General features: G+C 41.5%; 19 protein-coding genes. 7 read left to right on the forward strand and 12 right to left on the reverse strand.

Translation table 11 applies throughout. The annotated features are described in order from the left end of the window. The first annotated feature begins 164 nt into the window (after nucleotides 1-164). The 4 genes from ONT08_RS05995 to ONT08_RS06010 all read left to right on the forward strand — a co-directional run bounded on the left by ONT08_RS05995 (nucleotide 165) and on the right by ONT08_RS06010 (nucleotide 3,754). Nucleotides 165-1,082, forward strand: coding sequence for an IS982 family transposase (locus ONT08_RS05995; protein ID WP_264959478.1), 918 nt, complete (start codon nucleotides 165-167; stop codon nucleotides 1,080-1,082). A gap of 142 nt (nucleotides 1,083-1,224) precedes the next feature. Then, nucleotides 1,225-1,917, forward strand: a complete 693-nt coding sequence (locus ONT08_RS06000; RefSeq protein ID WP_264959574.1) for a response regulator transcription factor — start codon at nucleotides 1,225-1,227, stop codon at nucleotides 1,915-1,917. 72 nt (nucleotides 1,918-1,989) lie between these two features. After that, nucleotides 1,990-2,811, forward strand: a complete 822-nt coding sequence (locus ONT08_RS06005; protein ID WP_264959479.1) for a hypothetical protein — start codon at nucleotides 1,990-1,992, stop codon at nucleotides 2,809-2,811. After that, nucleotides 2,798-3,754, forward strand: a complete 957-nt coding sequence (locus ONT08_RS06010; protein WP_264959480.1) for a sensor histidine kinase — start codon at nucleotides 2,798-2,800, stop codon at nucleotides 3,752-3,754. The genes ONT08_RS06005 and ONT08_RS06010 overlap by 14 nt, the downstream gene beginning before the upstream one ends. 67 nt (nucleotides 3,755-3,821) lie before the next feature. Here the strand turns inward: ONT08_RS06010 and ONT08_RS06015 are convergent, their stop codons facing one another. The 6 genes from ONT08_RS06015 to ONT08_RS06040 form a co-directional block, all read right to left on the reverse strand. Next, a complete protein-coding gene (locus ONT08_RS06015) occupies nucleotides 3,822-4,634 on the reverse strand; it encodes a DUF3108 domain-containing protein (RefSeq protein WP_117586077.1) in 813 nt (270 codons plus the stop codon). A 6-nt stretch (nucleotides 4,635-4,640) separates the two neighbouring features. Continuing rightward, nucleotides 4,641-6,608: an Ig-like domain-containing domain gene (locus ONT08_RS06020; protein WP_264959481.1), complete on the reverse strand. Its 1,968-nt coding sequence runs from the start codon at nucleotides 6,606-6,608 to the stop codon at nucleotides 4,641-4,643. A 65-nt stretch (nucleotides 6,609-6,673) separates the two neighbouring features. Continuing rightward, nucleotides 6,674-8,182, reverse strand: coding sequence for a GH3 auxin-responsive promoter family protein (locus tag ONT08_RS06025; RefSeq protein ID WP_117695485.1), 1,509 nt, complete (start codon nucleotides 8,180-8,182; stop codon nucleotides 6,674-6,676). 207 nt (nucleotides 8,183-8,389) lie between these two features. Continuing rightward, entirely contained in the window at nucleotides 8,390-9,472 is a 1,083-nt protein-coding gene (gene rnc, locus ONT08_RS06030) for a ribonuclease III (RefSeq protein WP_264959482.1), read from the reverse strand. After that, the gene (gene fabF / locus ONT08_RS06035; RefSeq protein ID WP_006848241.1) at nucleotides 9,462-10,724 is read right to left on the reverse strand and encodes a beta-ketoacyl-ACP synthase II; all 1,263 of its coding nucleotides are present in this window, start codon (nucleotides 10,722-10,724) and stop codon (nucleotides 9,462-9,464) included. The genes rnc and fabF overlap by 11 nt, the downstream gene beginning before the upstream one ends. A gap of 22 nt (nucleotides 10,725-10,746) precedes the next feature. After that, on the reverse strand, nucleotides 10,747-10,983 hold the full coding sequence (locus ONT08_RS06040; protein WP_006848240.1) for an acyl carrier protein: 237 nt from the start codon (nucleotides 10,981-10,983) through the stop codon (nucleotides 10,747-10,749). A 225-nt stretch (nucleotides 10,984-11,208) separates the two neighbouring features. Here ONT08_RS06040 and ONT08_RS06045 point away from each other — a divergent pair, with 225 nt between their 5' ends. From ONT08_RS06045 to nadA, 3 genes are all read left to right on the forward strand, one after another. After that, nucleotides 11,209-11,811, forward strand: a complete 603-nt coding sequence (locus tag ONT08_RS06045) for a DUF4254 domain-containing protein (protein ID WP_117728224.1) — start codon at nucleotides 11,209-11,211, stop codon at nucleotides 11,809-11,811. Nucleotides 11,812-11,903: 92 nt separating this feature from the next. Beyond that, nucleotides 11,904-12,989 (forward strand): glycosyltransferase family 9 protein, encoded by a 1,086-nt coding sequence (locus ONT08_RS06050; protein WP_117728226.1) that lies wholly within the window; start codon nucleotides 11,904-11,906, stop codon nucleotides 12,987-12,989. A gap of 551 nt (nucleotides 12,990-13,540) precedes the next feature. Then, nucleotides 13,541-14,533, forward strand: a complete 993-nt coding sequence (nadA, locus tag ONT08_RS06055; protein WP_118200887.1) for a quinolinate synthase NadA — start codon at nucleotides 13,541-13,543, stop codon at nucleotides 14,531-14,533. A 290-nt stretch (nucleotides 14,534-14,823) separates the two neighbouring features. Here nadA and ONT08_RS06060 read toward each other — a convergent pair whose 3' ends face one another. From ONT08_RS06060 to ONT08_RS06085, 6 genes are read right to left on the reverse strand one after another with little or no spacing between them, the layout of a single operon-like run. Then, nucleotides 14,824-15,969 (reverse strand): glycosyltransferase family 4 protein, encoded by a 1,146-nt coding sequence (locus tag ONT08_RS06060; RefSeq protein WP_118200879.1) that lies wholly within the window; start codon nucleotides 15,967-15,969, stop codon nucleotides 14,824-14,826. 12 nt (nucleotides 15,970-15,981) lie between these two features. Further along, complete coding sequence (locus tag ONT08_RS06065) at nucleotides 15,982-16,962, reverse strand: glycosyltransferase (RefSeq protein WP_118200878.1); 981 nt, start codon at nucleotides 16,960-16,962, stop codon at nucleotides 15,982-15,984. After that, nucleotides 16,917-17,909 (reverse strand): glycosyltransferase family 2 protein, encoded by a 993-nt coding sequence (locus ONT08_RS06070; protein WP_118200877.1) that lies wholly within the window; start codon nucleotides 17,907-17,909, stop codon nucleotides 16,917-16,919. The genes ONT08_RS06065 and ONT08_RS06070 overlap by 46 nt, the downstream gene beginning before the upstream one ends. A gap of 43 nt (nucleotides 17,910-17,952) precedes the next feature. After that, nucleotides 17,953-19,245, reverse strand: a complete 1,293-nt coding sequence (locus ONT08_RS06075; RefSeq protein WP_264959483.1) for a glycosyltransferase family 39 protein — start codon at nucleotides 19,243-19,245, stop codon at nucleotides 17,953-17,955. Continuing rightward, a complete protein-coding gene (locus ONT08_RS06080; protein WP_264959484.1) occupies nucleotides 19,242-20,900 on the reverse strand; it encodes a CotH kinase family protein in 1,659 nt (552 codons plus the stop codon). The genes ONT08_RS06075 and ONT08_RS06080 overlap by 4 nt, the downstream gene beginning before the upstream one ends. Before the next feature lie 21 nt (nucleotides 20,901-20,921). Next, nucleotides 20,922-22,334, reverse strand: a complete 1,413-nt coding sequence (locus ONT08_RS06085) for a hypothetical protein (RefSeq protein ID WP_264959485.1) — start codon at nucleotides 22,332-22,334, stop codon at nucleotides 20,922-20,924. Nucleotides 22,335-22,339: the final 5 nt, after the last annotated feature.

Genomic DNA, 22,339 nt, shown 5'->3' on the forward strand with positions numbered 1-22,339 from the left:
AAATGTATCTTTGCAACTGTAATCATCAAAAACTGAAAAGATTATGGCAAATACTACCTCAGTTCGGGATAAGAAATAGTGCCTAAAAAAGTTGGTAATCTCCGATATTTTTTGTATCTTTGTAGTTGAAATCCAATTAGTTACAAACATAAAAAGATATCATTATGGAGATTACCAAGGACAAAGTTACAGAATTATTTTGTATTATTGATGAATTTTACAAAGTTTTTGATGCTGAAAATGCAGGAAAATTGCTTTTGGGTGAAGATGGAGTAAAGCGCAGACGACGTAAAGCCTCTTTATCTGATAGTGAAATCATGACGATTTTGCTGTATTTCCATTTCGGCTCGTTCCGAAACTTCAAGCATTATTACCTATTCTTTATTAGAGGAACTTTGAAGTCATATTTTCCAAATGCGGTGTCTTATAACCGTTTTGTAGAACTTGAAAGTCGCGTATTCTTCCCTCTCATGTTCTTCCTGAATCTCCGTGCTTTTGGCAGATGTACAGGTATAACCTTTGTTGATTCAACCATGATACCAATATGCCACAATCTCAGGCGTTATGCCAACAAAGTGTTCAAAGGCATTGCCACAGACGGAAAGGGAACAATGGGATGGTGTCATGGGTTCAAGCTACATCTGGCTTGTAATGATAGAGGTGAGATAATTGCTTTTGTTCTCACTGGTGCAAACGTCAGCGACAAAGATCCAACGGTATTCGATGTGTTGGCTAAACGTCTGTATGGCAAGCTGTTTGCAGATAAAGGCTATATCTCGCAAAAACTCTTCGATTCGCTTTTTGAGGAAGGCATCCAGTTGGTAACAGGACTGAGAGTGAACATGAAGAACAAACTAATGCCGTTCTATGACAAGATGATGCTACGCAAAAGATACATCATTGAAACGATTAATGACCTGTTGAAAAATACGGCTCAGATAGTACATTCACGTCACAGGTCTGTTGCGAATTTCATCATAAATATTATTTCTGCATTAGGGGCATACTGTTTCTTTGACAACAAGCCCAAGGCACTTACTGGATACGTTATCGAAGATACGAAACAGCTTAGTCTTTTCTAACATTGCATATTTTACAGGAGGATTTTGTCTCAGCAACCATCCAAGATATATAGATGGTTGCCAAGCCTCTGTATCCCTTATATAAAAACATTATAAAGCCTTTAGATAGAGTTCATTATCCCGAACTGAGGTAAATACTAAACTGCTCCTGGTAGAGGATGATGAAAACCTCGCCTATATGGAGAAAAGTTGCTTCGAAGATATCATCGGAGGATATGAGGTGAAAACCACCGTTAACGGCAAGGAAGGACTGAAGGTTTGGCAAGACTTTCAGCCCGATGTCATCGTATCTGATATCGACATGCCTATCATGGATGGAATAGAAATGGTGAAGAAAATACGCGAGGTTGACGGAAAAACCATAATTCTGTTTACCACCGGACTCACCTCGCCGAAAGACCTGAAGGCAGGTTATGCCGCCGGGGCCAACAACTATGTGAAGAAGCCGTTTATTCCGGAAGAGCTTGATGCTCATATACATAGCCTACTCCAACTGAAAGCCGGAGCCCGCAGCGAAAACGCCAGCAACCAGATAAAACTGGGTAAATACATTCTAGATGCCGACCATGCTACTCTGAAAGATACGCAGGATGGTAAACAGAAAATGCTCACCGCACGAGAGGCAAAGATTCTGGAACTGCTGGCAGTAAACAAAAACGAGGTGGTACGCCGCGAAGCCGTATTGAGCCGGTTCTGGGGAGTGGAAGACAAAGACTATTTTGCTTCCAGAAGTTTGGACGTATTCATCAAGAAAATCCGCACAGCGCTGGAAGACGAACCGGGCGTAGAACTGAAAACCATCAGAGGTGTGGGATTCAAACTCATCGCAGAATAAGCATCCCCCCTCTAATAACATCATACGAGAATCAAATTAGAATAAAGAAAAAAAGACAGAAAAAACATCATCATGCTGAAAGCGATATTATACTATATACTATTCCTGGCGGAATATCTCATCACCATCTTCATAGGAGGATTCCTGGTGGGATTCTACATGGCCATAAACATCCCTTCGGGCTCCCACAGCCAGCAGATAGAAGGTCCGGAAGAATCCATCTATCCAATCATACAGGAAGAATCCATCTATCCATTTATAATGGTCATCGGATTTCTGTGCATACTCATTGTATGGTTTACCTTCGGACATTACAAGTTCTCCAGGTTCTCGCTTGGAAAGGTGATTCCTGCCGACAAATGGAAGGCAATGACCATTTGCACCATGCCGATTCTTGGCTTTACCATGGTCTTCTATTCCATCATGAACCTCTTCCATCTCGACTTCCTGCCCAAGCAGATGATGGAGATGAGCTATCTCGGCTTCCTGCCTTACAATATCATCGAATCGTTTATATCAGTCTATATCTTCTACGGCGCCATTCAGGAGGAACTCATCCGCTGCGGCAAGAAGAAATGGGTGCAGCTGCTCACGCTCTCGATCATGATGCTGCCTGCATGCATGATGTCGGTAACACCCAGTGGTGATATCAATGTAGATCTGACTGTGATCGGTTTTATCACCCTCTGCTACTGCAGCTGGATATACGGCAAGACACGCAGCACCATCATTCTCATCGTGCTCTATTTCATATCCAATCTGGTTCCCTTCCATTTTGAATCGAAAGTGCTCGGCATATTGCTCCTGATAGCCGGTGCGGCATTAAGCATAGGCGGATTCGCTGCCCTGAGCAGGAAACTGCCTGAAATGCTTGTGAAAGATGAAAACGAATAGAGCCAAGGCACTCAGCACCACGGCACTGATAGCCGTGCTCTGCATGCAGCTGTTCTGGATGTGGAACTCGCTGCAGATAACCGTTCACCAGATGGGATATGAGACGCCCTGGAACCTGGCACCAGATGTCAGGGTACAGGCATTGCTCGCAGCCTTCTACGAAAGCAAGTTTACGGTTCTCACCTCGCTCCTTACCACGGTAGTAATCATCATGAGCCTCATCGACCAGATCAACTACATCGATGAGCAGGAAAGGGTTCGCCTGCTGCGCGAGGATTTCTCCTATGCAATGGTTCACGACATGAAGTCGCCGCTCACCTCTATCATCATGGGAACCAAATATCTGCACAGCGGCGTACTGGAGAAGAAGCCGGAAATGAAGGAGAAATATTTCTGTATCATAGAAGACGAGGCACAGCATCTGCTTGCTCTCATAAACCGCCTGCTTACCATCTCAAAACTGGAACATGGTAAACTGAACATCCAGAAGGCTGAAATAGATCTGGAGGCGATGATAGAGGATGTGGTGGATAAATACAAGGCGAAATCGGCGAAACCGATTCATATCACCACTCTATTCGGAGCCACTTCGGCACTGGCAGATGAGGAATATCTGAAGGAGGCTATCAGCAATATAGTAGATAACGCCACCAAATACTCGAAGGAAGAAATCAATATTCAGATTTCCACCTCCGAGAATGACAGAAATGTATATATCAAGATATACGATGAGGGTATCGGCATAGCCAGAAGTGAGATGAAAACAATCTTCAACCGCTTTGAGCGTGCTGCTGAGCACGAAAGAGATGCCCGGAAGACCCGTGGCGGCTTCGGTATCGGTCTGAACTACGTGCTGCAGGTTATTAATGCCCATGGCGGAAAAGTAAGCGTTAATAGCGAAAAAGGCAAATGGTCGGAGTTAACCATATCGCTGCCGAAATAATCAACTTACACAGCCATATTAATAACAAAGCTCCCGATGCATCATGCACCGAGAGCTTTGTTTTATCTTATTTCACGATAGAAGAAACCGGATTTCTCACACCCTTCATTCCTACGAGGAATGCCTTGGCAGCACCAAACTTGAGGAACATATCCAGACGGATAGGAATATGATTCTCATCATCGGTTACATAGAAATCTACTATTCTCTTATACTTACGATCCTCATACTCCATATAGGCAAGGCGCAGGCAACGGTACTTCACACCATTATCTGCCTTGATGGTAACCTTACCGTCGAACTTAATCTGGGCTGGAGTGCGGTTCTTGCCATCAGCAATAGGGAATTTTACGGTGTAACCCTTCTTCCAGTTGGCAGGATCGAAACTGCGGGCACGCAGGAAGATGTTCATCATGTCGAAAACACAATCATCGTAAGTGGCATTCTTCCATACATGCTTACCATCATGCTGCTGACGGTGCTGTTTGAGATGACACCTACCGCCAGAATAGCTGTAGAAGACCTCATCTACCGTATAGCGCTTGCCCTCGTGAGCTCCCTTACGGAAATACATAGGTGCCAAATCGGTGCCGCTGTAGCAGAGCAGAGTGTCGCGAAGCACAAAGATATCATCTACACGCTTATTGCCTCTTGTAACAAGAGAACCGCGATAAGCAGGCTTACCATGACGGGTGGTTTGTACGATAGACATACTGGCATTACCAGCTTTTACCCAAACAAACTTCCAATTGTAATACAGATTGTAAGTAAGGAACTCACCCGACTTGAAGGCTGTATTACGGAAGGTACACTGGGCAGACACCGTAGTGCTGACTAGAAGTAGCAATAATGCAATCCCGAATGATTTGATCGTTTTCATAACTCTTTATAATTTAGGAATGTACTCGATGCCAAGTTTCTTGGCACGTTGCGCATTCTGGTTCTTAACTTTCTTTTCTTTATCAGGCTTCTGCTTGGTAATGGCACCAGGCTTCTGACGGGAAAGTTCACGGGCCGTAGGATCCCAACTCTCGGTTAAATCCCATTTAGCCTTGCATTCTATCACGTCTGGATAGTAATACACCTCTTCTGCCTGTTCATCCTTATCATAGCAGCCTGTATCCCACTTGCCGTTGCCGTTGCGGTCTACTATCAGACGCATGTAATACTTCTCCGGCTTGAGATAATAGAATTCGGCTACTCCGTTCACTGCCTTCACTTCTTTCACCACCTGATCCTGCGCATTGAGTAGCTGAACGAGGAGCGGATGATTTTCGAAATCGTGCGTTACATTAATGAGCAGCGTGCCGTAAGTATCCAGGGAATTGACCTTGAAACCCTGTTTCACAGGTTTAGATACAAGTCCGTAGATGTCCTGGAACGCGGCAGAATCAACCTCCAGACTATATTCTATGTCCGGACGCCACTCGCCTCTCAGAATATACTTGCGGTTGCCCAGCGGCTTAAACTCCATCGGTGCCCTATACCATAGCGTATCATGCTTGGCATAGAGATGAATGCCTGCCGTATCGGCCTTGGCAAGCGGAGTATTGAAGGTGAAGATAACATTCTTGTCAGGATCGAGCTGAGAAGAGACACTCATCTGAACATCAAGCGGTTTTACAGCCATCACGCTATCATAAGGTTCACCCTTCTTCTTCAGTTTTTCCTGCTTCTTGGTCCATTTCTCCAGTTCCTTAGCCTGCGCCTTCATACGCTTTTCGTAAGGTTCTTTCGAAAGAATTTCGAGCGTATCAGTCTGGTTGCGGAGCACGCCCGTACTGTCTGTCATACGGTAAGTAAGCTCTATATTCAGCGTATCCTGATTGACCAGCGCCGTATCCTTGAGCCAATAGGTAAGCGTATCGTTCTTCTCCGATTTTTCCAGAATAAAGGCATCTTTCTCATTAAAATTCAAGCCCTTGATCTGTGGCAGGATAGAATCACCATAACTGTAATAGAGCGAGAAGCAGTTGGCCTTCTGACGCTCTGCCTTGAGGAAGAAGCGGTCGGAAACCAGTTCGGTAAAGGCACGGAGCACTACATTATCCGGTAGGAAATGAGTATAATTAACCTGATCTATCGACTTGATATGCAAGGAATCAATCCATGTAGTATCCTGTCGTACATCCGGCTTGCTTGACGGCACGATAATATCATGAGAAAAAGCGAGTTTTTCGCTTTTCTGGCTGAACATATAGTTGCCATCCATATCCTGCAGGGCATAGATGCGGTAAGAGCCCGGAGCCACACCTTTTATGACGAAGCGACCACGGCTGTCGGTACGGCTTACACGCAGCATAGGCTTGGTCTTGAAGGCTGAATCGGCATGATCAGCGTAAAGACCTACCAGAATACCCTTGATAGGCTCCAGATTCTCTGATTCGAGCACATATCCCGACACCTCCATCGTATCGATGACCTCGCCGGTAGAGAAACTGTAGGTATAGTTTCCCATCGGATTGCCCTCGTTATTATCGCTGATGGCATCGGAAAAGTCGATGGTATAGGTAGTATTCGGCTTGAGCGAATCTACCAGAGAAACCTGAATATGCTTGCCCGAAGCCTTGATTTCAGGCACTTCGAGCTGCGGAGGCGAAACCACCACTTTCTCGGTAGGATTATCTACCTTGATATATTCGTCGAAATAGATATTCACCTTCTTCTGCTTCACATTTACGCCCTTGTCGGCTGGCGAAGCTCCAATCACCTTAGGAGGAGTTTCGTCGAACCAGCCACCATCCGGCTGTCCCATCTTGGCACAGGATGCCAACATGAGGAAAGCTAAGACGTAGAAAGGCAGAAACAGAGAATTTGCCTTCAACTTGCTCTTTATGTCGTTCAATTGAATCATTCTTTATATCTTCTTAATATCGCAGCATCACTTCAACTTCAGGCAGAAGAAGCATGCAGCTTGTTTTATTTGTTCATCATGAGCATCTCATCAATGTTCTTGCGGCTGTTGCTCAAGCGTGGAATCTTATGCTGTCCACCTAACTTGCCCTTGCTCTTCAGCCATTCATTGAAGAGTCCCGGCTTGGCCTTCACTATCTCCAGATGCTGGAGGGTAACGTCGTGAAAGCGCTTGGCCTCGTAATCGCTGTTGATTTCCTGCAGCTTCTGGTCTAACAGACTGGCAAATTCATCGAGGCTGGCTGGCTCCTGAGAGAACTCTATGAGCCACTGGTGACGGCACTTGGCATTACTGTCCATATAAACCGGCGCAGCGGTATAATCAGAAACCTGAGCACCCGTCTTCTCGCAGGCATAAGCCAATCCCTTCTCGGCATTATCCATGATCAGTTCCTCGCCAAATGCATTAATAAAGTACTTGGTACGGCCGGTAATGACAAACTTATAAGGATTCTTGCTGGTAAACTGAACCGTATCGCCGATGAGATAGCGCCACAAACCACAGGAAGTGGTGATGATCATAGCGTAGTTCTTGCCTACCTCAACACCCCAGAGAGGCACAACGGTAGGATTCTCGCTGCCGAATTCGTCCATAGGGATAAACTCGTAGAATACATCATAATCTATCATAAGCGACATGGCTGGGTCTGCCGGATCATCCTGCAGTCCGAAGAATCCCTCGCTGGCATTATAAGTCTCCATATAATGCATGTTCGGCGAAGTGATGAGCTGTTCATACTGCTTGCGATAAGGAGTAAAGGCAATACCGCCATGGAAGAATACCTCCAGATTAGGCCATACCTCTTCCAGATGCTTCTTGCCGGAAAGTTCCATGACACGCACCAGCACACTAAGCATCCAGCTAGGAACACCCGAAATATTAGTTACGTTCTTATTCATCGTTTCGCGGGCAATAAGGTCGCGTTTCACTTCGAAATCGCTCAGGAGAGCAGTTGACTTCTTAGGAACACGCACCAGATTGGCAAGCGGATTGATATTTTCGATGAGGATAGCGCTCAGGTCACCCACCAGACTATCCGACACATTATAGTTAGGCGAATGGCTTCCACCTAAGATAAGGCTCTTGCCATCAAAGAGTCTGCTCTTCGGATTATTGCGCAGATAATAGGCTACGGCATCAAAACCTCCGGCATAATGAATGCCATGCAAGCCATCATGAGAAACCGGGATAAACTTACTCTTATCGTTGGTGGTGCCAGATGACTTGGCGTACCATTTTACCAGTCCCGGCCATAGAATATCCTTTTCGCCATGACGCATACGGTCGATATCCCCCTTCAACTCCTCGTAGGTATTGACAGGAATATTCTGTGCAAATTTATCATAACTGTTGGTGGTATTTAATAAATGCTTGACACCATATTCAGTATTTTTTCCTTTATTTATAAGGTGCATAAGCACTTTATGCTGCAAATGTTCTGCATCATAGACATACTTCTCCAACTCCTTCTGCCGAGGTTTGAAGACGTTACTTACTATCGTTGTTAAACTCATATCTAGATATATATCATTTAAGTAGATGCAAAAGTAAATCAAACTTTTGATATAGAGAAAGTTTTTACTATTTTTTAATACAAAAGGGTAAGATAAAGTATACAAAAAGGAAATATACAACACAAAAGACTCTCATAAGTGGCGATATTTACCATCTTATGGGAGTCTTCTGTTAAATCGTATTTTCTATCCGGAAAGAGATACAGTTTACTCATCGTTACCGAAAGCTGCCGCTTCGGCAGCGGCAATAATCTCTTCTCTTGATAATTCCTTAGGCTGAGCCGTGATGTCGCTCAAATCGAACTCATCACTCTCCTTCTTTTCATCCTTCATCTCGACCTGCACTTCAGTTTTCTGGGCAGTTTCGGCAGATTTCTCTGTGAAAACCTCCTCTTTGAAAACATTGATGTGCTTCTCCTCTATCGGTGCGTTTTGTGCATCAGCATCCTGCGAGATGATGAAATCGTCTTTCACTTCTGTGTTAGGCACGTTTTCAACAGGTTCCTCTTCCATCTTGGTGCGGTTAGCCTTAGCTGTGAACACAGCATCAATATACTGTGGTTCTTTACGCAGTTTTTCCAAGCTAGTCTTAGAAGCCACCTGCTGGCTTTCCTTCTTGGAATAGCCCTTTCCGACTCCACCTTCAACACCTTCGAGTACAACCTGATAGGTGAAAATCGGGCTACCATTCTTGTCTTTTTGCTGGTCTAGCATAACGAAATCCAGCTTCACGCGGTTTTTCTGGCTCCATTCGATGAGTTTGCTCTTGAAGTTAACCTCCTTATAAGCCACCTTATCGATGTTTATCATTTGTGCCAGAATACGTTTCTGCATAAAATACATGCAGGCATCGTAACCACGGTCCAGATAAATGGCACCTACCAAAGCTTCGAACGCATTTCCTCCCATATAACTGTTATGAGAAGAACTGTGGCCATTAGAAAGAATCAGCTGGTTGATGCCCATTTCCTGTGCCAGTTTATTCAGCGTATCACGCTGCACTAACTTGCTTCGGGTATTGGTAAGAAATCCCTCACGCTTGCCAGGGAAATGCTGGTACACGATATCTCCTACTACAGCATCCAAAACCGCATCACCCAAGAACTCCAACCGCTCGTTGTTCACTGGTTTTCCCTTAGAATTGCGGTGCATGATGCTCTTGTGCAACAGCGCCATCTTGTAGTAGCTGATGTCGTGAGGATAAAAACCGAGGATTTCATATAAAGACAAATAAAGCTCTTTATCCTTGCGGAAAGAGAGCTTTATCCTATCTATAAAATTATTCAGCATACTTCTTGAATACTACACAGCAGTTGTGACCGCCGAATCCGAAAGTATTACTCAATGCAGCACGAACCTCACGCTTCTGAGCTTTGTTGAAGGTAAAGTTCAAGTTGTAATCGAGCTCTGGATCATCATCACCCTCTTCGTGGTTGATAGTAGGAGGAACGATATCGTTCTTCACACTAAGAACACAAGCCATAGCCTCTACTGCACCAGCAGCACCAAGGAGGTGACCAGTCATTGACTTGGTAGAACTGATGTTAAGCTTGTAAGCTGCATCACCGAAGACAGCCTTGATAGCCTTAGCCTCTGAGATATCACCTACGTGGGTAGATGTACCGTGAACATTGATATAGTCAATGTCCTCTGGCTTCAGATTGGCATCAGCAAGTGCACGCTCCATAACGAGCTTAGCACCAAGACCCTCAGGATGAGATGCTGTGATGTGATAAGCATCGGCACTCTCGCCCTCACCTACCATCTCAGCATAAATCTTCGCACCACGAGCCTTAGCGTGCTCAAGTTCCTCGAGAATCAAGCAACCTGCACCCTCGCCCATAATAAATCCATCACGGCTTGCGCTGAACGGACGTGAAGCATGCTCTGGGTCATCATTACGTGTTGACAATGCATGCATAGCATTGAAACCACCTACGCCACAAGCGCAGATAGCAGCCTCTGCACCACCGCTAACGATGATGTTTGCCTTACCCAAACGAATCAGGTTGAAGGCATCAGCCAATGCATTGCTTGAAGAAGCACATGCAGATGTAGTAGTGTAGTTTGGTCCGTGGAATCCAAAGTGGATGGAAATCTGACCAGAAGCGATATCTGCAATCATCTTAGGGATGAAGAATGGGTTAAACTTAGGACCATTCTCCTCGTGAGTACCATAGTACTTCACCTCATCCTCGAAAGTCTTGATACCACCGATACCTACACCGAATACAACGCCAACGTTGTTCAAGTCTTCCTTCTCAAGATCGATATTAGCATCCTTTACACCCTGCATGGCAGCAATCATAGCCAACTGGGTATAACGGTCAAGCTTGCGAGCTTCCTTACGATCAATCCAATCATTGATGTTCAGGCCTTTAACCTCGCAAGCGAACTTGGTCTTGAAAAGGGTTGTATCGAAATGAGTAATAGGCGCAGCACCGCTCTTACCTGCAAGGAGGCTCTCCCAAGTTTCCTCAGGAGTATTACCAACTGGAGTCACAGCACCGAGACCTGTTACAACAACTCTCTTTAATTCCATTTAGTATAATTTAGCTGCTAAATTACTTAGCGTTCTCCTCAATGTAAGAGATAGCGTCACCTACAGTAGCAATCTTCTCAGCCTTATCGTCTGGAATAGAGATAGAGAACTCCTTCTCGAACTCCATGATCAACTCTACAGTATCCAAAGAATCTGCACCAAGATCATTTGTGAAGCTTGCCTCTGGCTTAACTTCAGCCTCATCAACACCGAGTTTATCAACGATAATTGCCTTTACTTTGCTTTCAATTTCTGACATAATTGTAACTTTTAAAATGTTTATAAATCAATTTCTAATTAAAAATCTGGGTGCAAAGGAACACTTTTTTTTTGAGATAAACAAATATTTTGGCGAAAAAAGTGCATTATGGTGCACAAACACCCCCTAATTGTGCATATTTTTGGCATTTTTTTCCTTTTTTGTTGGTCGTTTCAGATTATTTTGTTACTTTTGTACGGTATTAATTAAACATTTAAATCCATTATGACATTTACAGAAAAAGCCAATAAGATATTTAATCAGGCGATAGCCGATTATCATATCAAAGACAACATTGATACACCAATCAATAATCCATATCAGGAAGGTAGCATCGAGAACTGCCTTTATCTGAAGTGCTGGATTGACACTGTACAGTGGCATTTCGAGGATATAATCCGTGATCCTCAGATAGACCCAGCTGAAGCACTCATATTGAAGCGCAGAATCGACAAGAGCAACCAGGACAGAACAGACCTCGTTGAGCAAATCGATACTTACTTCCGCGAAACATACAAAGACGTAAAGGTTCTGGATGATGCACGCATCAACACTGAGAGTCCTGCATGGGCTGTTGACCGCTTAAGTATTCTTGCCCTCAAGATTTATCACATGAAGGAGCAGGTGGAACGCCCGGAAGCTTCGGCTGAGCACAAAGCGAAATGCCAAGCCAAACTGGATGTACTCCTGGAACAGCAGGTAGACCTTTCTACAGCTATCGACCAACTCTTGGAAGATATCGAGGCTGGACGCAAATACATGAAGGTTTACCGACAGATGAAGATGTACAACGATCCTTCAACCAATCCTGTACTCTACAAGAAATAAAAAAACAGAATAGGAGAGCGCATATACCTTATTATATAATAAGAGGTATGGCTCTCTTTTTTCACCTTATAATATATATAGAAGAAAAAACGATGAAAACTGAGCATATCCTGGTAATTAGATTTTCAGCCATGGGCGATGTAGCCATGACCGTACCTGTAATTCAATCTTTGGCCAAACAATACCCGAAAGTAAGAATTACTGTGCTCAGTCGTCCCTTTGCCCGTCCTTTCTTTGAAGACTTGGCTCCTAACGTTGGCTTTATGGAAGCTGATATCAAGGAGGAATACAAAGGGGTGAAAGGACTCAACGCACTCTATCGCCGATTGATAGCCAAACAGTTTACAGCAATTGCCGATTTACATAGCGTGCTGCGTTCCGATTATCTACGTATGCGCTTCAACCTGGATAACTTCAAGGTTGCACATATTGACAAACATCGCAAGGGAAAACGTAAGCTGGTAGCTTCTAATGGTAAAAAACTTGTGCAGCAACCTACATCGTTCCAAAACTATGCTGATGTTTTTGCACAACTTGGATATCCTATCCACATGGATTTCACATCTATCTATGGGGATGGAAAACAAGGAGATTTAAGTATCTTACCACAGGAGGTATTCGGAGTAGGAGAGAATGCTATCTCACTAGAAGACAAGCGCATAACAGAGCCGTGGATTGGTATTGCTCCCTTCGCTGCACACGAGGGAAAAATATATCCGATACAACTGATGGAAAAAGTTATCCAGCGACTTATCCACAATCATCCACACGCTCATATCTTCCTTTTCGGTGGAGGCAAAGACGAAACACCAGTGATGAACGCCTGGGCTGAGAAGTATCCACAACTCATTAACGCTTCTTCTCATCTTAACGGATTGAAACAGGAACTCATCCTGATTAGTCATCTGCACGTTATGGTGAGCATGGATAGTGCCAATATGCACTTGGCATCGCTTGTTAACACTCCTGTAGTAAGCATCTGGGGAGCTACCCATCCATACGCAGGTTTCATGGGCTGGCATCAGGATCCTGCCAATGCCGTACAGCTTGACTTACCTTGCCGCCCTTGCAGTATCTATGGTAACAAGCCTTGCGCTAGAGGAGACTTCGCATGTATGAAGAATATCTCTCCTGAACTGGTAACAGAAAAAATTGATTCTGTTTTGAACAAAAGATAGGAAATCAGAACTTCTATATATAATAATATATCTGAAACCTATATATAAATAGGTATAGAATAGAAAGAAACAGATGAAAATCCTATAACCAAAACCAACCATATAAATAACTCAGACCAGAGAGCAGAATATCTTGATGGATTTCTGCTCTTTTTTGTTTTCCACAAAAGCGTGGATAAGTGTACGGAAAACCCCAATAATAACTTTTTAATAAGTTTGTAAATATCCACACATACCTATCTCAAACTAACGAAAAGAGGATATCCACATAGATATTATTAAGTTTTTAGAAACTTTTTCGCAGTTTTTGACCGAAAAAAGATATAAACTTATTAACTTTGCACCGAATTGGGGAAATGTTGATAAACCGGTTAATGCATTAAGAGACAAGAAAAAGATTTCAAAGGCCTCTGCGGATAACCTGGATTGAGACTTGGATAACGAAATACGCAATTTTTTATGCAGAATGTTATCCACTTATCCACGGCATATCATCATCTCTATATTCTCTTTTTAAAAAAATAAAAAATAAGAAATATAATATGAATGTTATGGTGAAAAAAGAATGGATTGAGAAAGGATACGTTGACGAACCCGTTGACGAAGCCTTGGACTTGAAAGCTGAAATCAGAAAGCTTTGCAAGGAGAAAGATGCTATTATCCTCGCCCACTACTATACGGTAGGTGAGATTCAGGACATCGCCGACTTTGTTGGCGACTCTCTGGCTTTGGCTCGTAAAGCTGCAGAAACCGATGCCCAGGTTATGGTTATGTGTGGCGTGCACTTCATGGCTGAGACATGCAAACTCTTGAGTCCAGACAAAACCGTGATCTGTCCTGACTTGGATGCTGGTTGCTCGCTTGCTGACAGCTGTAAGGCTGAGGATTTGAAAAAGTACAAGGAAGAGCACCCAGGATACAAGGTAGTGAGCTATGTAAACACCACAGCTGCTGTGAAGGCGCTGACTGATTGTGTCGTGACAAGCGGTAATGCTAAGAAGGTGATTGACAGTTTCCCACAGGACGAAAAAATCATCTTTGGTCCAGACTATAATCTCGGTAACTATATAAACAGCGTTACAGGCCGCAATATGTTGCTTTGGAACGGTGGTTGCCATGTACATGAGAAATTCTCTGTAGAGGCTATAGTTAAACTGAAGCAGAAGCATCCTGAGGCTGTTGTGATGGCTCACCTGGAGTGTAAGGCACCAGTACTTGCTGTAGCCGATGTAAAGGGCTCTACAGCCACCATGTTGCATTATGCCCAAGAGCATCCTGAAATCAAGGAGTATATTATCGCTACAGAGGCTGGTATCCTGCATGAGCTGGAGCGTAATTGTCCTAACGTATTTTTCTATCCCGTACCTCCAGAGGTAAGCGAGGGTGGAGTAGGTTGCAGCTGCAACGAGTGTGAGTATATGAAGATGAATACGCTCAAGAAGATATACAATGCATTGAAATTTGGTTGGCCAACAGTTGAAGTGGCTCCTGAAATAGCGAAAAAAGCAGTCAAACCAATAGAAAAGATGTTGTCACTATCGTAGGATGATGTGGTGAAAATTATAAGATTAGTGGTGAAATTTGTTTTTTTTGTGGGTAAAAAATCATATTTCGCTACCATAAAATATAGAATTTACGACTTTATAGACAAAAATCGTCGTATCTTTGCATCAGTTAAAACAAACGGACGTTGTGAAACGTCATTTCATCATCTTTTACTTATACAAATAATATTAGAAAATTTAATCTAATTATAAAGATAGAGCGTTCAAGTGATTTGAATGCTCTATTTTTGTTTATCAACATTTTCCTTTGATGATATTCTTATTTTCCCTTATTGGATAAGCAGTTTTTGATAGAATGCTTCATATCTTTCAGCAACCTTGATGTAGTCGTGATGCTTGTTGATGTATTCGATGCTTTGCTGCTTGAGTAAAGGAATAAGTTCTGGATGCAATACAAGGTGCTCCAGTTCTTGGTAAACGCTTTCGTAGTTAGGAAGTACATTGATGATAGGGCGTAGTTTATCCTCGTGTATAATCTCATAATTTTCAGGTTCTCCGCCACCTATGCAGATGATTCCTCTTGCCATTGCCTCCAGTGGATTCATGGATGGTGTGTAGCTGTAGAGTTGGTCGAGTATAGCATCGCTTCCATTCATTATTTTTACATATTCTACAAAAGGGATGTTTTCGGCTATCTGGAGTTCCGTTTTGTCTGGATATTTCTTTGCAATGGCTTGTGCAGCCTTCAGCATGATATCGGTGCCCTTATATTCGCTTCTGCTTTTGTTGATACCGATGAAGAGTTTTACCTTCTTGGGAGTATTCAATGGTAAGACCTGATGATTTTCCACATGAATATACGAGTTGCTGTTTTCTGAAGTTATAAATTGCGGTTTGATAGGAAAGGGGATAAACGTGGTTTTCTGTGGAAAACTAGGTTGATAACATACCCAGTATTCATACAGTCCTGTCACGATTCCGTCGCAGTCTTCAGCTATCATGCGGTTTAGACGTTCCTTGGCAGTACCCAGCCAGTCTTTCTTTTCTTTTTCAGCATCAGCAGTGATGCGCAATTTCTCTCCCATGTTAAAATCGCTGTATCTCAATGGCTTATCATTGCAACATACTTTTACCCAATAGTAATCCATGCCATATCCCCCCAATATCACTTTCTTGTTATGACGGCGCAGATAGCGATAAATAGGGAAGATACGCTCGGCCTTCAACTCCAAGAACATAGGGTTGATAAGTTGCACGATGTCATATCCACGCAGTTTATGCACAATTGTGTATAACTTCAGTAAAAGTAAGATTCCGCCCAGCTTTCCTGGACGTCGAGCCATGTTGAAATCTCGTGGATAATTCTTCCAAAAGTCACCATTGGATACTACAGTAACTTGATGCCCCAGCTTCCGGAGTCCATCGGCCAGAGTAGCATGTACATTACTGTATTCTCCCATTAATAGTATTTTCATATCAGCGAAGTCTTATTTCTTAATGAAAAACAAGAGGGTTATTCTTCCAACATAAGTACCTATCATCTTTCTGAACATAGTATATTTCTTGGTATAATCCTTGTCGGGAAGTGGATAAAGTCCATGTTGTCTTAGTTCAGCTATGGTTCTATTGAGGGCTATCAAACTATGTTTCATCCTGATGTTGTTGTAGAGATAGTCCATAGTGAGTTGGGCTATTCTGCGATTGAGAGCTTGGCGCTCACCAACAGGGATGGCATCTAGCTTGCTTTGCAGTTTGAGGATAACCTGCAGGTTATTGTTCATGCGCAGATTTACCATTTCCTTATCTATCTGATGGCTCACAGAGTCTGGGTTTTCCCTGTAGAAATAAGCAGCAATATCCATCTTGAAGATTCTTTCGGCACGCAGGAACAGCTGAGGGGTAAATTCCTCATCTTCTCCATATACGATGCCTGGAGTAAACTGGAGGCTACCGATGATGTTGTGTCTAAATATATAGGAACAAGCAGATCCGTGCAGATTGTGCTTATTTAAATATTCCGTTCCTGAGATAGGAGTAGGGAGTTCGTAGGGAACTTCCTCTTTAGCCTTGCTATTGGCAAAATTGAAGGTAACTATATCTGGTTGGTGGTATCTAACGATATCCAGACAATGTTCATAGGCAGTTTGAATCAGATAGTCATCACCATCCACAAACTGTATAAAGTTACCTTTGGCTATTTGAATACCATAGTTTCGAGCCACACTAACTCCCTGATTAGGTTGGCGCAGATAGATGATATGCTGCAAGTACTCTGCCATTTCGTCGAGCGGACAGATGTCGCTGCCATCATCTACCAAGATGATTTCTCTCTCCTTGGCATTTAGTGAGAGCTGGAGAATGCTGTCAATGCATTCTTTGAGATATTGGATAGGCAGGTTGTAAGTGGTGATGATAAAACTTACTAGTGGTGCCTGTATATCTTGTGTATAAGTCTGTTGAGTTTGCATAATCTTTTATATCCTATAATTAATAATAACTTGAGTTTTAGAGAATTGATTAGTCTTTTGTTATTTATCAACTTGGTATATTTGATAAGTGGAGCACAATTCTCATATTTTCCCGATACTTCGAAGAGATCCATCAAAACATTTAATATCTGCGTCAGATAAATGTTGATAGAAAGTTGATATTTCTGCATAATATCATCTCGATTACCTATTGTCTTGAATGTGTGGATAAGTGCCATGCTCTGTCCTATGTATAGACTTAGCAAATCTTCGTATTTGGCGCTAGCTGTTATTCCCTTATTGTTCCAGTAATATAGATAGCAGCCTTTGTTGGTAACTCTTATCTTTACTTTCTGTTGGAAAGTTCCTTCCGTAGGGATTAGACCTATTAGAAAGGGGATGGTTTGTACATCCTCAAAGGTTTTGCCTTTTGGAAAGTAGACGTTCTTGAATAAGCATCTTCTGAATATTTTGTTGCAAGCATAGGTATGAAGGTATCCTTGTTCATTGAGCCAATATTCCCAGCAGTTGTTGTAATTGCGAGGAGTGAATGCCAGCAGTTGTTCTTTGTATGGATGCCCTATTCTTTCCATAATGGGATATTCCAAAACATCTGTTTCTGGATATTTGTTGATTTCGTCCATCAATGCTTGCAATGTGTAGTTTTGGATAGCATCATCGCTGTCGATAAAGGTGATATACTTTCCTTTGGAATGCTTGATTCCTGTATTTCTAGCATCGCTTAATCCGCCATTTTTCTTATGGATAGTAGTTATTCTCCTATCTTTTTGCGAATATTTGTCGCAAAGCAGAGAGCATTCGTCATCTGATCCATCGTCTACGAGGATTATCTCATAGTCGGTGAATGATTGTTGCAAGATACTCTCTATACATCTATCAATAGTGTCTTGCGTTTGATATACTGGTATGATGATACTCAATTTCATAGATGCAAAGATAGTTATAATTCTTTGAAAAAGATACTATTTTCTATAGTTTTTTCTTATAATTGTTGAGTTTGCTATTTATCCACATAATACAGTATGCTGAGAGCATCATGACAAATGGCATATAGGGAGCCTTAAATCTTGTTTCGCCCTGTACTAGCAAAACTAGGCTGAGCGTACCAAATATGGGTATAAATAAAGGCAGGAATCCCTGTTGCCATAACTTTTTATAGATGACGTAAACTCCGCCAAGCAAAGCTGTCAGTAAGATAAGATAATAATAAACAGTACATAATAATGCCAGGTATTGAGCATTGCTCAGATTGCCTATTTCTTGTATGATATTTCTGTAGGGTAATACTATATAGTTATCTTCAGCTTTTTGCTTATTGGGTAAGAATGCTGCCATATTATCTATGTCGTTCTGATACATATAATATAGTCTATATGGAATCTTTGAAAGATATTCCATTTTATGGTTCAATAGCCATGGTATGCATCTTTGCTTCCAAATCTCACGACATTCAAAACAAGTTTTGTCTTGCATATTTTCTATATATCTAGGTGTGCCTTTTTTGAAGAGAGGTTCACCAAAATGTGGATCAGGAGTGGCGCCACTATAGGCATCATCTGCCATATTATACCAGAATGATTCACATTGATATACAAAGTAGCCTGTTCGGTGATAGCATTCTGTGCCAAACAATATTAGCATACTTCCACATCCTATTAAGAAAGGAATGTTTTTCTTCCATATCTCTTTTCTTTGAAATAGGAGGATATAGATGAATAGGGAAATGATGAAGAGTACTGCTATAGGGCGAAACCAGTTGGCCCAAGCCATGATAACGCCCGAAAGGATGAGTGTGTATACTTTGTTTTTGCTCAATAGAATATATAGTGAAAGCAAAGCCAAGAATATCATGGGTATTTCACTAAGCAATGTGGTGGATTGCCCCCAGTTGTTGGGATATAGAATATATATAAAGAGTGTAGCAATGGCTATTTTGTCATTGCTTATATATTGGGCAATTTTGGCTATCAGCCATGCTGTCAGAGCTTTACATATACACATCAAAACAAGTATCGGATAGAAACTACCAAACAACCAAAGTGAAAATACTATTAAGTTGATGGAGCCAATGTTCCATATAAAAGGAGTGCCCTTAATAAGAGTACTACATGGATATGCTTCTCCTTGATGCAGGCATACTTGGGCATATTCCAAATATCCATCTGTATCATTCGTTGGAGTATAGCCAAATATGGCTAGAATGATAAGCAGAAAAACCAAGTATGCTATGGTTGCGATATTGATGATTCTATTATTGCTCATTTGATATACTTTTTACCATTTATGATGTAAACTCCTTGTGATGGGATTTTGTCTAGTCTTTGTCCTTGTATATTGTATATGTATTGTTTTGCTTGATAGTCTAAAATTGTATTATTGATACCTGTAGATGCAGGAAGTAAAGATTGGTCTAGATAGGCTAATCTAGCTTCTATCCATAGATTGATATATGATATTTCCTGCTCAAAGTTTAGTTCATTACCATTCAGGTCGGTATCTTTGCTCCATCTATTTTCTTCTCTTTTGGCTGCGCCACTTTGAGCTAACTTCCGATAGTAGCTATTATATCTATCTAGTAAAGCGCTCAAACTCAATTTGTCTTGTCTCAACTCTTTATATCTGAGAGCTACTTTTTCCTTAAATCCATCAACATTAAGTGATAAGAGTCTGTTATAGATATAAAAGTTCATGATGGCTAAGTTATTATCTGGCTTAACATAATCTGGATGAAGTGGATTGGTAGACCAATTACTGCCTACTGTTGCGTCCAAATCCCATACAGCCAGTGTCATTTTCTTGTCTTGAGCTTGGTCATAGATAGCCCAGTATATATTCTTGCCAGTATTATCTACAGCATTGGTAAATTGCAGGAAGATGTAATAGTCTATAAGAACAGGAATGTCGAAGTATTGGGCAACTTGTGATTTGAAAGTATCGTCATCACTAGTTGCCACAAAATCTATAGCCTGAAATAGTAGGCTGTAGTCGGTAGGACATACATCTTCTATATCTGGATATTTTACCTCGAAGGCATTCCATGTTTCTGAGTTGTTGTCATATTCACCTTCTGTTCCCCAGAACAAAGCATTTCCCCATTCGCTGGCTTTCCAAAACATACCATGAAACTCTTGATTTTTGTTATCATATTTTTTTAGTTTCATTTGCTTTCTGTCCATAGCTTCTGTCAGCGAATAGATTCCTGCATATTGATGGTTGAGAATCACCTCTACTACTTTTCCATTAACCGCACTTTGTGCCTTTGGTTCCTTGTCTGCATAATAAGGCTTGGTGCTCATATCTTGCCATATCTCGGTAGCTATTCTGTTTCTCAGCCTGAACAAGTCTATTTGTCCTGCATCTAAAATCCAGTTGTTGTCTTCTCTTAGTCCAAGGAATGATATATCCTTGCTTTTTCCTTTTTCGTTTAATGTCTTAATTTTATAGTTTCTTTTATGTCTGTCATAATAGTTTGTGGATCCTCCTCTCCATTTTGCTTTGATGAGAGAATGTTCACTATTTGCTGATGTGGGCAGCATGATTTCTATGCTACCATTGGCATAATCATATCCAAAATCTCCCGCTAAGTTGATGATAGGGAGAGATGTAAAGGTAATATATGAACTAAAGGTAACTTCATTTCTTTTACCATTCAGTGAATATTTCTTGCCACCTTCTATATTCTTAAAGGTGTAACTGTCATTCACAGGAATATTATCAATAGATATTTCTGTCCAGAGAGAATCTTTTTCTAGAGTAATATCTGATTGAAAGTCAGTTTGAAAACTTTTTTCCCCAATACTGATGAGATAAGTATTGGTTGATGCGTCATATACTGCTTGGTGTCCATTCACCATAAATTGGGCATGCATTGTTATAGTCAGCATGCAGAATGTATAGAGACTAATTATTCTTTTCATAATGATGTTTTTAATTTATGATTATTTAATGACTGTTACTTCTTCTTTGTTTACTATCCAAACAGCTTTATAGCCATGTTTTATTTTATGGTTGGCTATACTATAAGCTATTTCTTTAGCCTTATGAGTTCTGTCGATGGTAGTATCGTTTACGTATTGGGGCCATTTGTATCCTGTGGCATGCCAAATAGACCTTCCCCAACCTATAGTTTCATCTTTTGGTACGCAGAAGGATGAGTACTTGGGATAATCATCTTTTATCAATATGCAGTATGCTTTATCCACAGGTTTTCCTGTCTTTTGAACGATGGCTTGTGATATGCTCTTTTCAGGAAGAGAAGTTTGCCATGCGTTATACCAATGGTGAATATCTACAATGGCTGCAGATAAAATATATAAATATAATAAGGTAGATATCTTTTTCTTTGATAACTGACTTTTCTCTATTAAGTAGGCCATAATAATAGCAGCTATGCCCAGTGAGCCATAAGCGTTCATGATGGTCATGCTGATGAGTAGATTAGGAGATACTACTAGAGTGAAAGCTGCCAATAAGCAAAAGATGGTCTTACCTTGCCATATATTTTTGTTTTTCCACAATATTATCATAAGTGGAAGAGACAGGAATAGAGTTAATGTTGCCACAAGAAGATTTCTGCTAGGCTGATGTACAATGCATATATAATCAGCAGAAAACCATGTATATCCTATCCAAGTAACAAATCCTTTAATACGGCTGTGTAGGCTGACTATATCATCAGCATAGCTGGCATTGATAAATAGGTTATGGGGAATGGTGAGTCTTATCACGCCATATATGATGGCAATGGCTAAGCCTATCATCAAGTCTTCCCTTAATGTTTCTTTCTCTATTTTTAGGAAGGCAAAGCTTACGATAGGGGGAATAATGGCCCAGGCTATGCCATTGTCCTTGAAGGCTGCTGATAGATAGACGCAAATGGTCCATGCTATATATTTATATTTGTTGTTGATACTTAAATATAGATATACAGATAGGATTCCAAAGAAATGTGCAAAACTTTGGTTGGTAGCATCGCAACTAAGGATATTTCCTAGTACACAGGGGGATATATAGAAAAATATGGTGGCGATATTTCTGGATATTGGCTTAAATCCTAGCTTTTGTATGATAAGATATACCATAATCATACTTCCTATATGTGAGGTGAATACAAGGATATGATTCAAGGTAGGAAAAAACTTGGGGCTTAATCCATTGACATAGCCAATGAGGGCATCTCCTGGTCGCCAAGTCATTCCATAAGGAAGAAAATATTGTAGGAAATTTGGATCTCTGTTGGGAGCCGACAAAGTTGTCCAATCATCAAATGTTGGTAATATCTGCAAAATTCCCAATAAGATGATTGGTGCGCTTATGATGATAAATGTTATGAATCTTTTGTTATTATACATTGTTA

It is taken from the genome of Segatella copri, assembly GCF_026015465.1.
In the GTDB taxonomy this organism is placed as follows: Bacteria; Bacteroidota; Bacteroidia; order Bacteroidales; family Bacteroidaceae; genus Prevotella; species Prevotella copri_E.

Coding starts and splice junctions, on each gene's coding strand:
- ONT08_RS06060 (WP_118200879.1), bottom strand. CDS start 15,969: ATGAAAATACTATTAATGGGAGAATACAGTAATGTACATGCTACTCTG.
- ONT08_RS06005 (WP_264959479.1), top strand. CDS start 1,990: ATGCTGAAAGCGATATTATACTATATACTATTCCTGGCGGAATATCTC.
- ONT08_RS06025 (WP_117695485.1), bottom strand. CDS start 8,182: ATGAGTTTAACAACGATAGTAAGTAACGTCTTCAAACCTCGGCAGAAG.
- fabF (WP_006848241.1), bottom strand. CDS start 10,724: ATGGAATTAAAGAGAGTTGTTGTAACAGGTCTCGGTGCTGTGACTCCA.
- ONT08_RS06045 (WP_117728224.1), top strand. CDS start 11,209: ATGACATTTACAGAAAAAGCCAATAAGATATTTAATCAGGCGATAGCC.
- ONT08_RS05995 (WP_264959478.1), top strand. CDS start 165: ATGGAGATTACCAAGGACAAAGTTACAGAATTATTTTGTATTATTGAT.
- ONT08_RS06065 (WP_118200878.1), bottom strand. CDS start 16,962: ATGCAAACTCAACAGACTTATACACAAGATATACAGGCACCACTAGTA.
- ONT08_RS06020 (WP_264959481.1), bottom strand. CDS start 6,608: ATGATTCAATTGAACGACATAAAGAGCAAGTTGAAGGCAAATTCTCTG.
- ONT08_RS06015 (WP_117586077.1), bottom strand. CDS start 4,634: ATGAAAACGATCAAATCATTCGGGATTGCATTATTGCTACTTCTAGTC.
- ONT08_RS06050 (WP_117728226.1), top strand. CDS start 11,904: ATGAAAACTGAGCATATCCTGGTAATTAGATTTTCAGCCATGGGCGAT.
- ONT08_RS06080 (WP_264959484.1), bottom strand. CDS start 20,900: ATGAAAAGAATAATTAGTCTCTATACATTCTGCATGCTGACTATAACA.
- ONT08_RS06010 (WP_264959480.1), top strand. CDS start 2,798: ATGAAAACGAATAGAGCCAAGGCACTCAGCACCACGGCACTGATAGCC.
- ONT08_RS06075 (WP_264959483.1), bottom strand. CDS start 19,245: ATGAGCAATAATAGAATCATCAATATCGCAACCATAGCATACTTGGTT.
- ONT08_RS06070 (WP_118200877.1), bottom strand. CDS start 17,909: ATGAAATTGAGTATCATCATACCAGTATATCAAACGCAAGACACTATT.
- nadA (WP_118200887.1), top strand. CDS start 13,541: ATGGTGAAAAAAGAATGGATTGAGAAAGGATACGTTGACGAACCCGTT.
- ONT08_RS06085 (WP_264959485.1), bottom strand. CDS start 22,334: ATGTATAATAACAAAAGATTCATAACATTTATCATCATAAGCGCACCA.
- rnc (WP_264959482.1), bottom strand. CDS start 9,472: ATGCTGAATAATTTTATAGATAGGATAAAGCTCTCTTTCCGCAAGGAT.
- ONT08_RS06040 (WP_006848240.1), bottom strand. CDS start 10,983: ATGTCAGAAATTGAAAGCAAAGTAAAGGCAATTATCGTTGATAAACTC.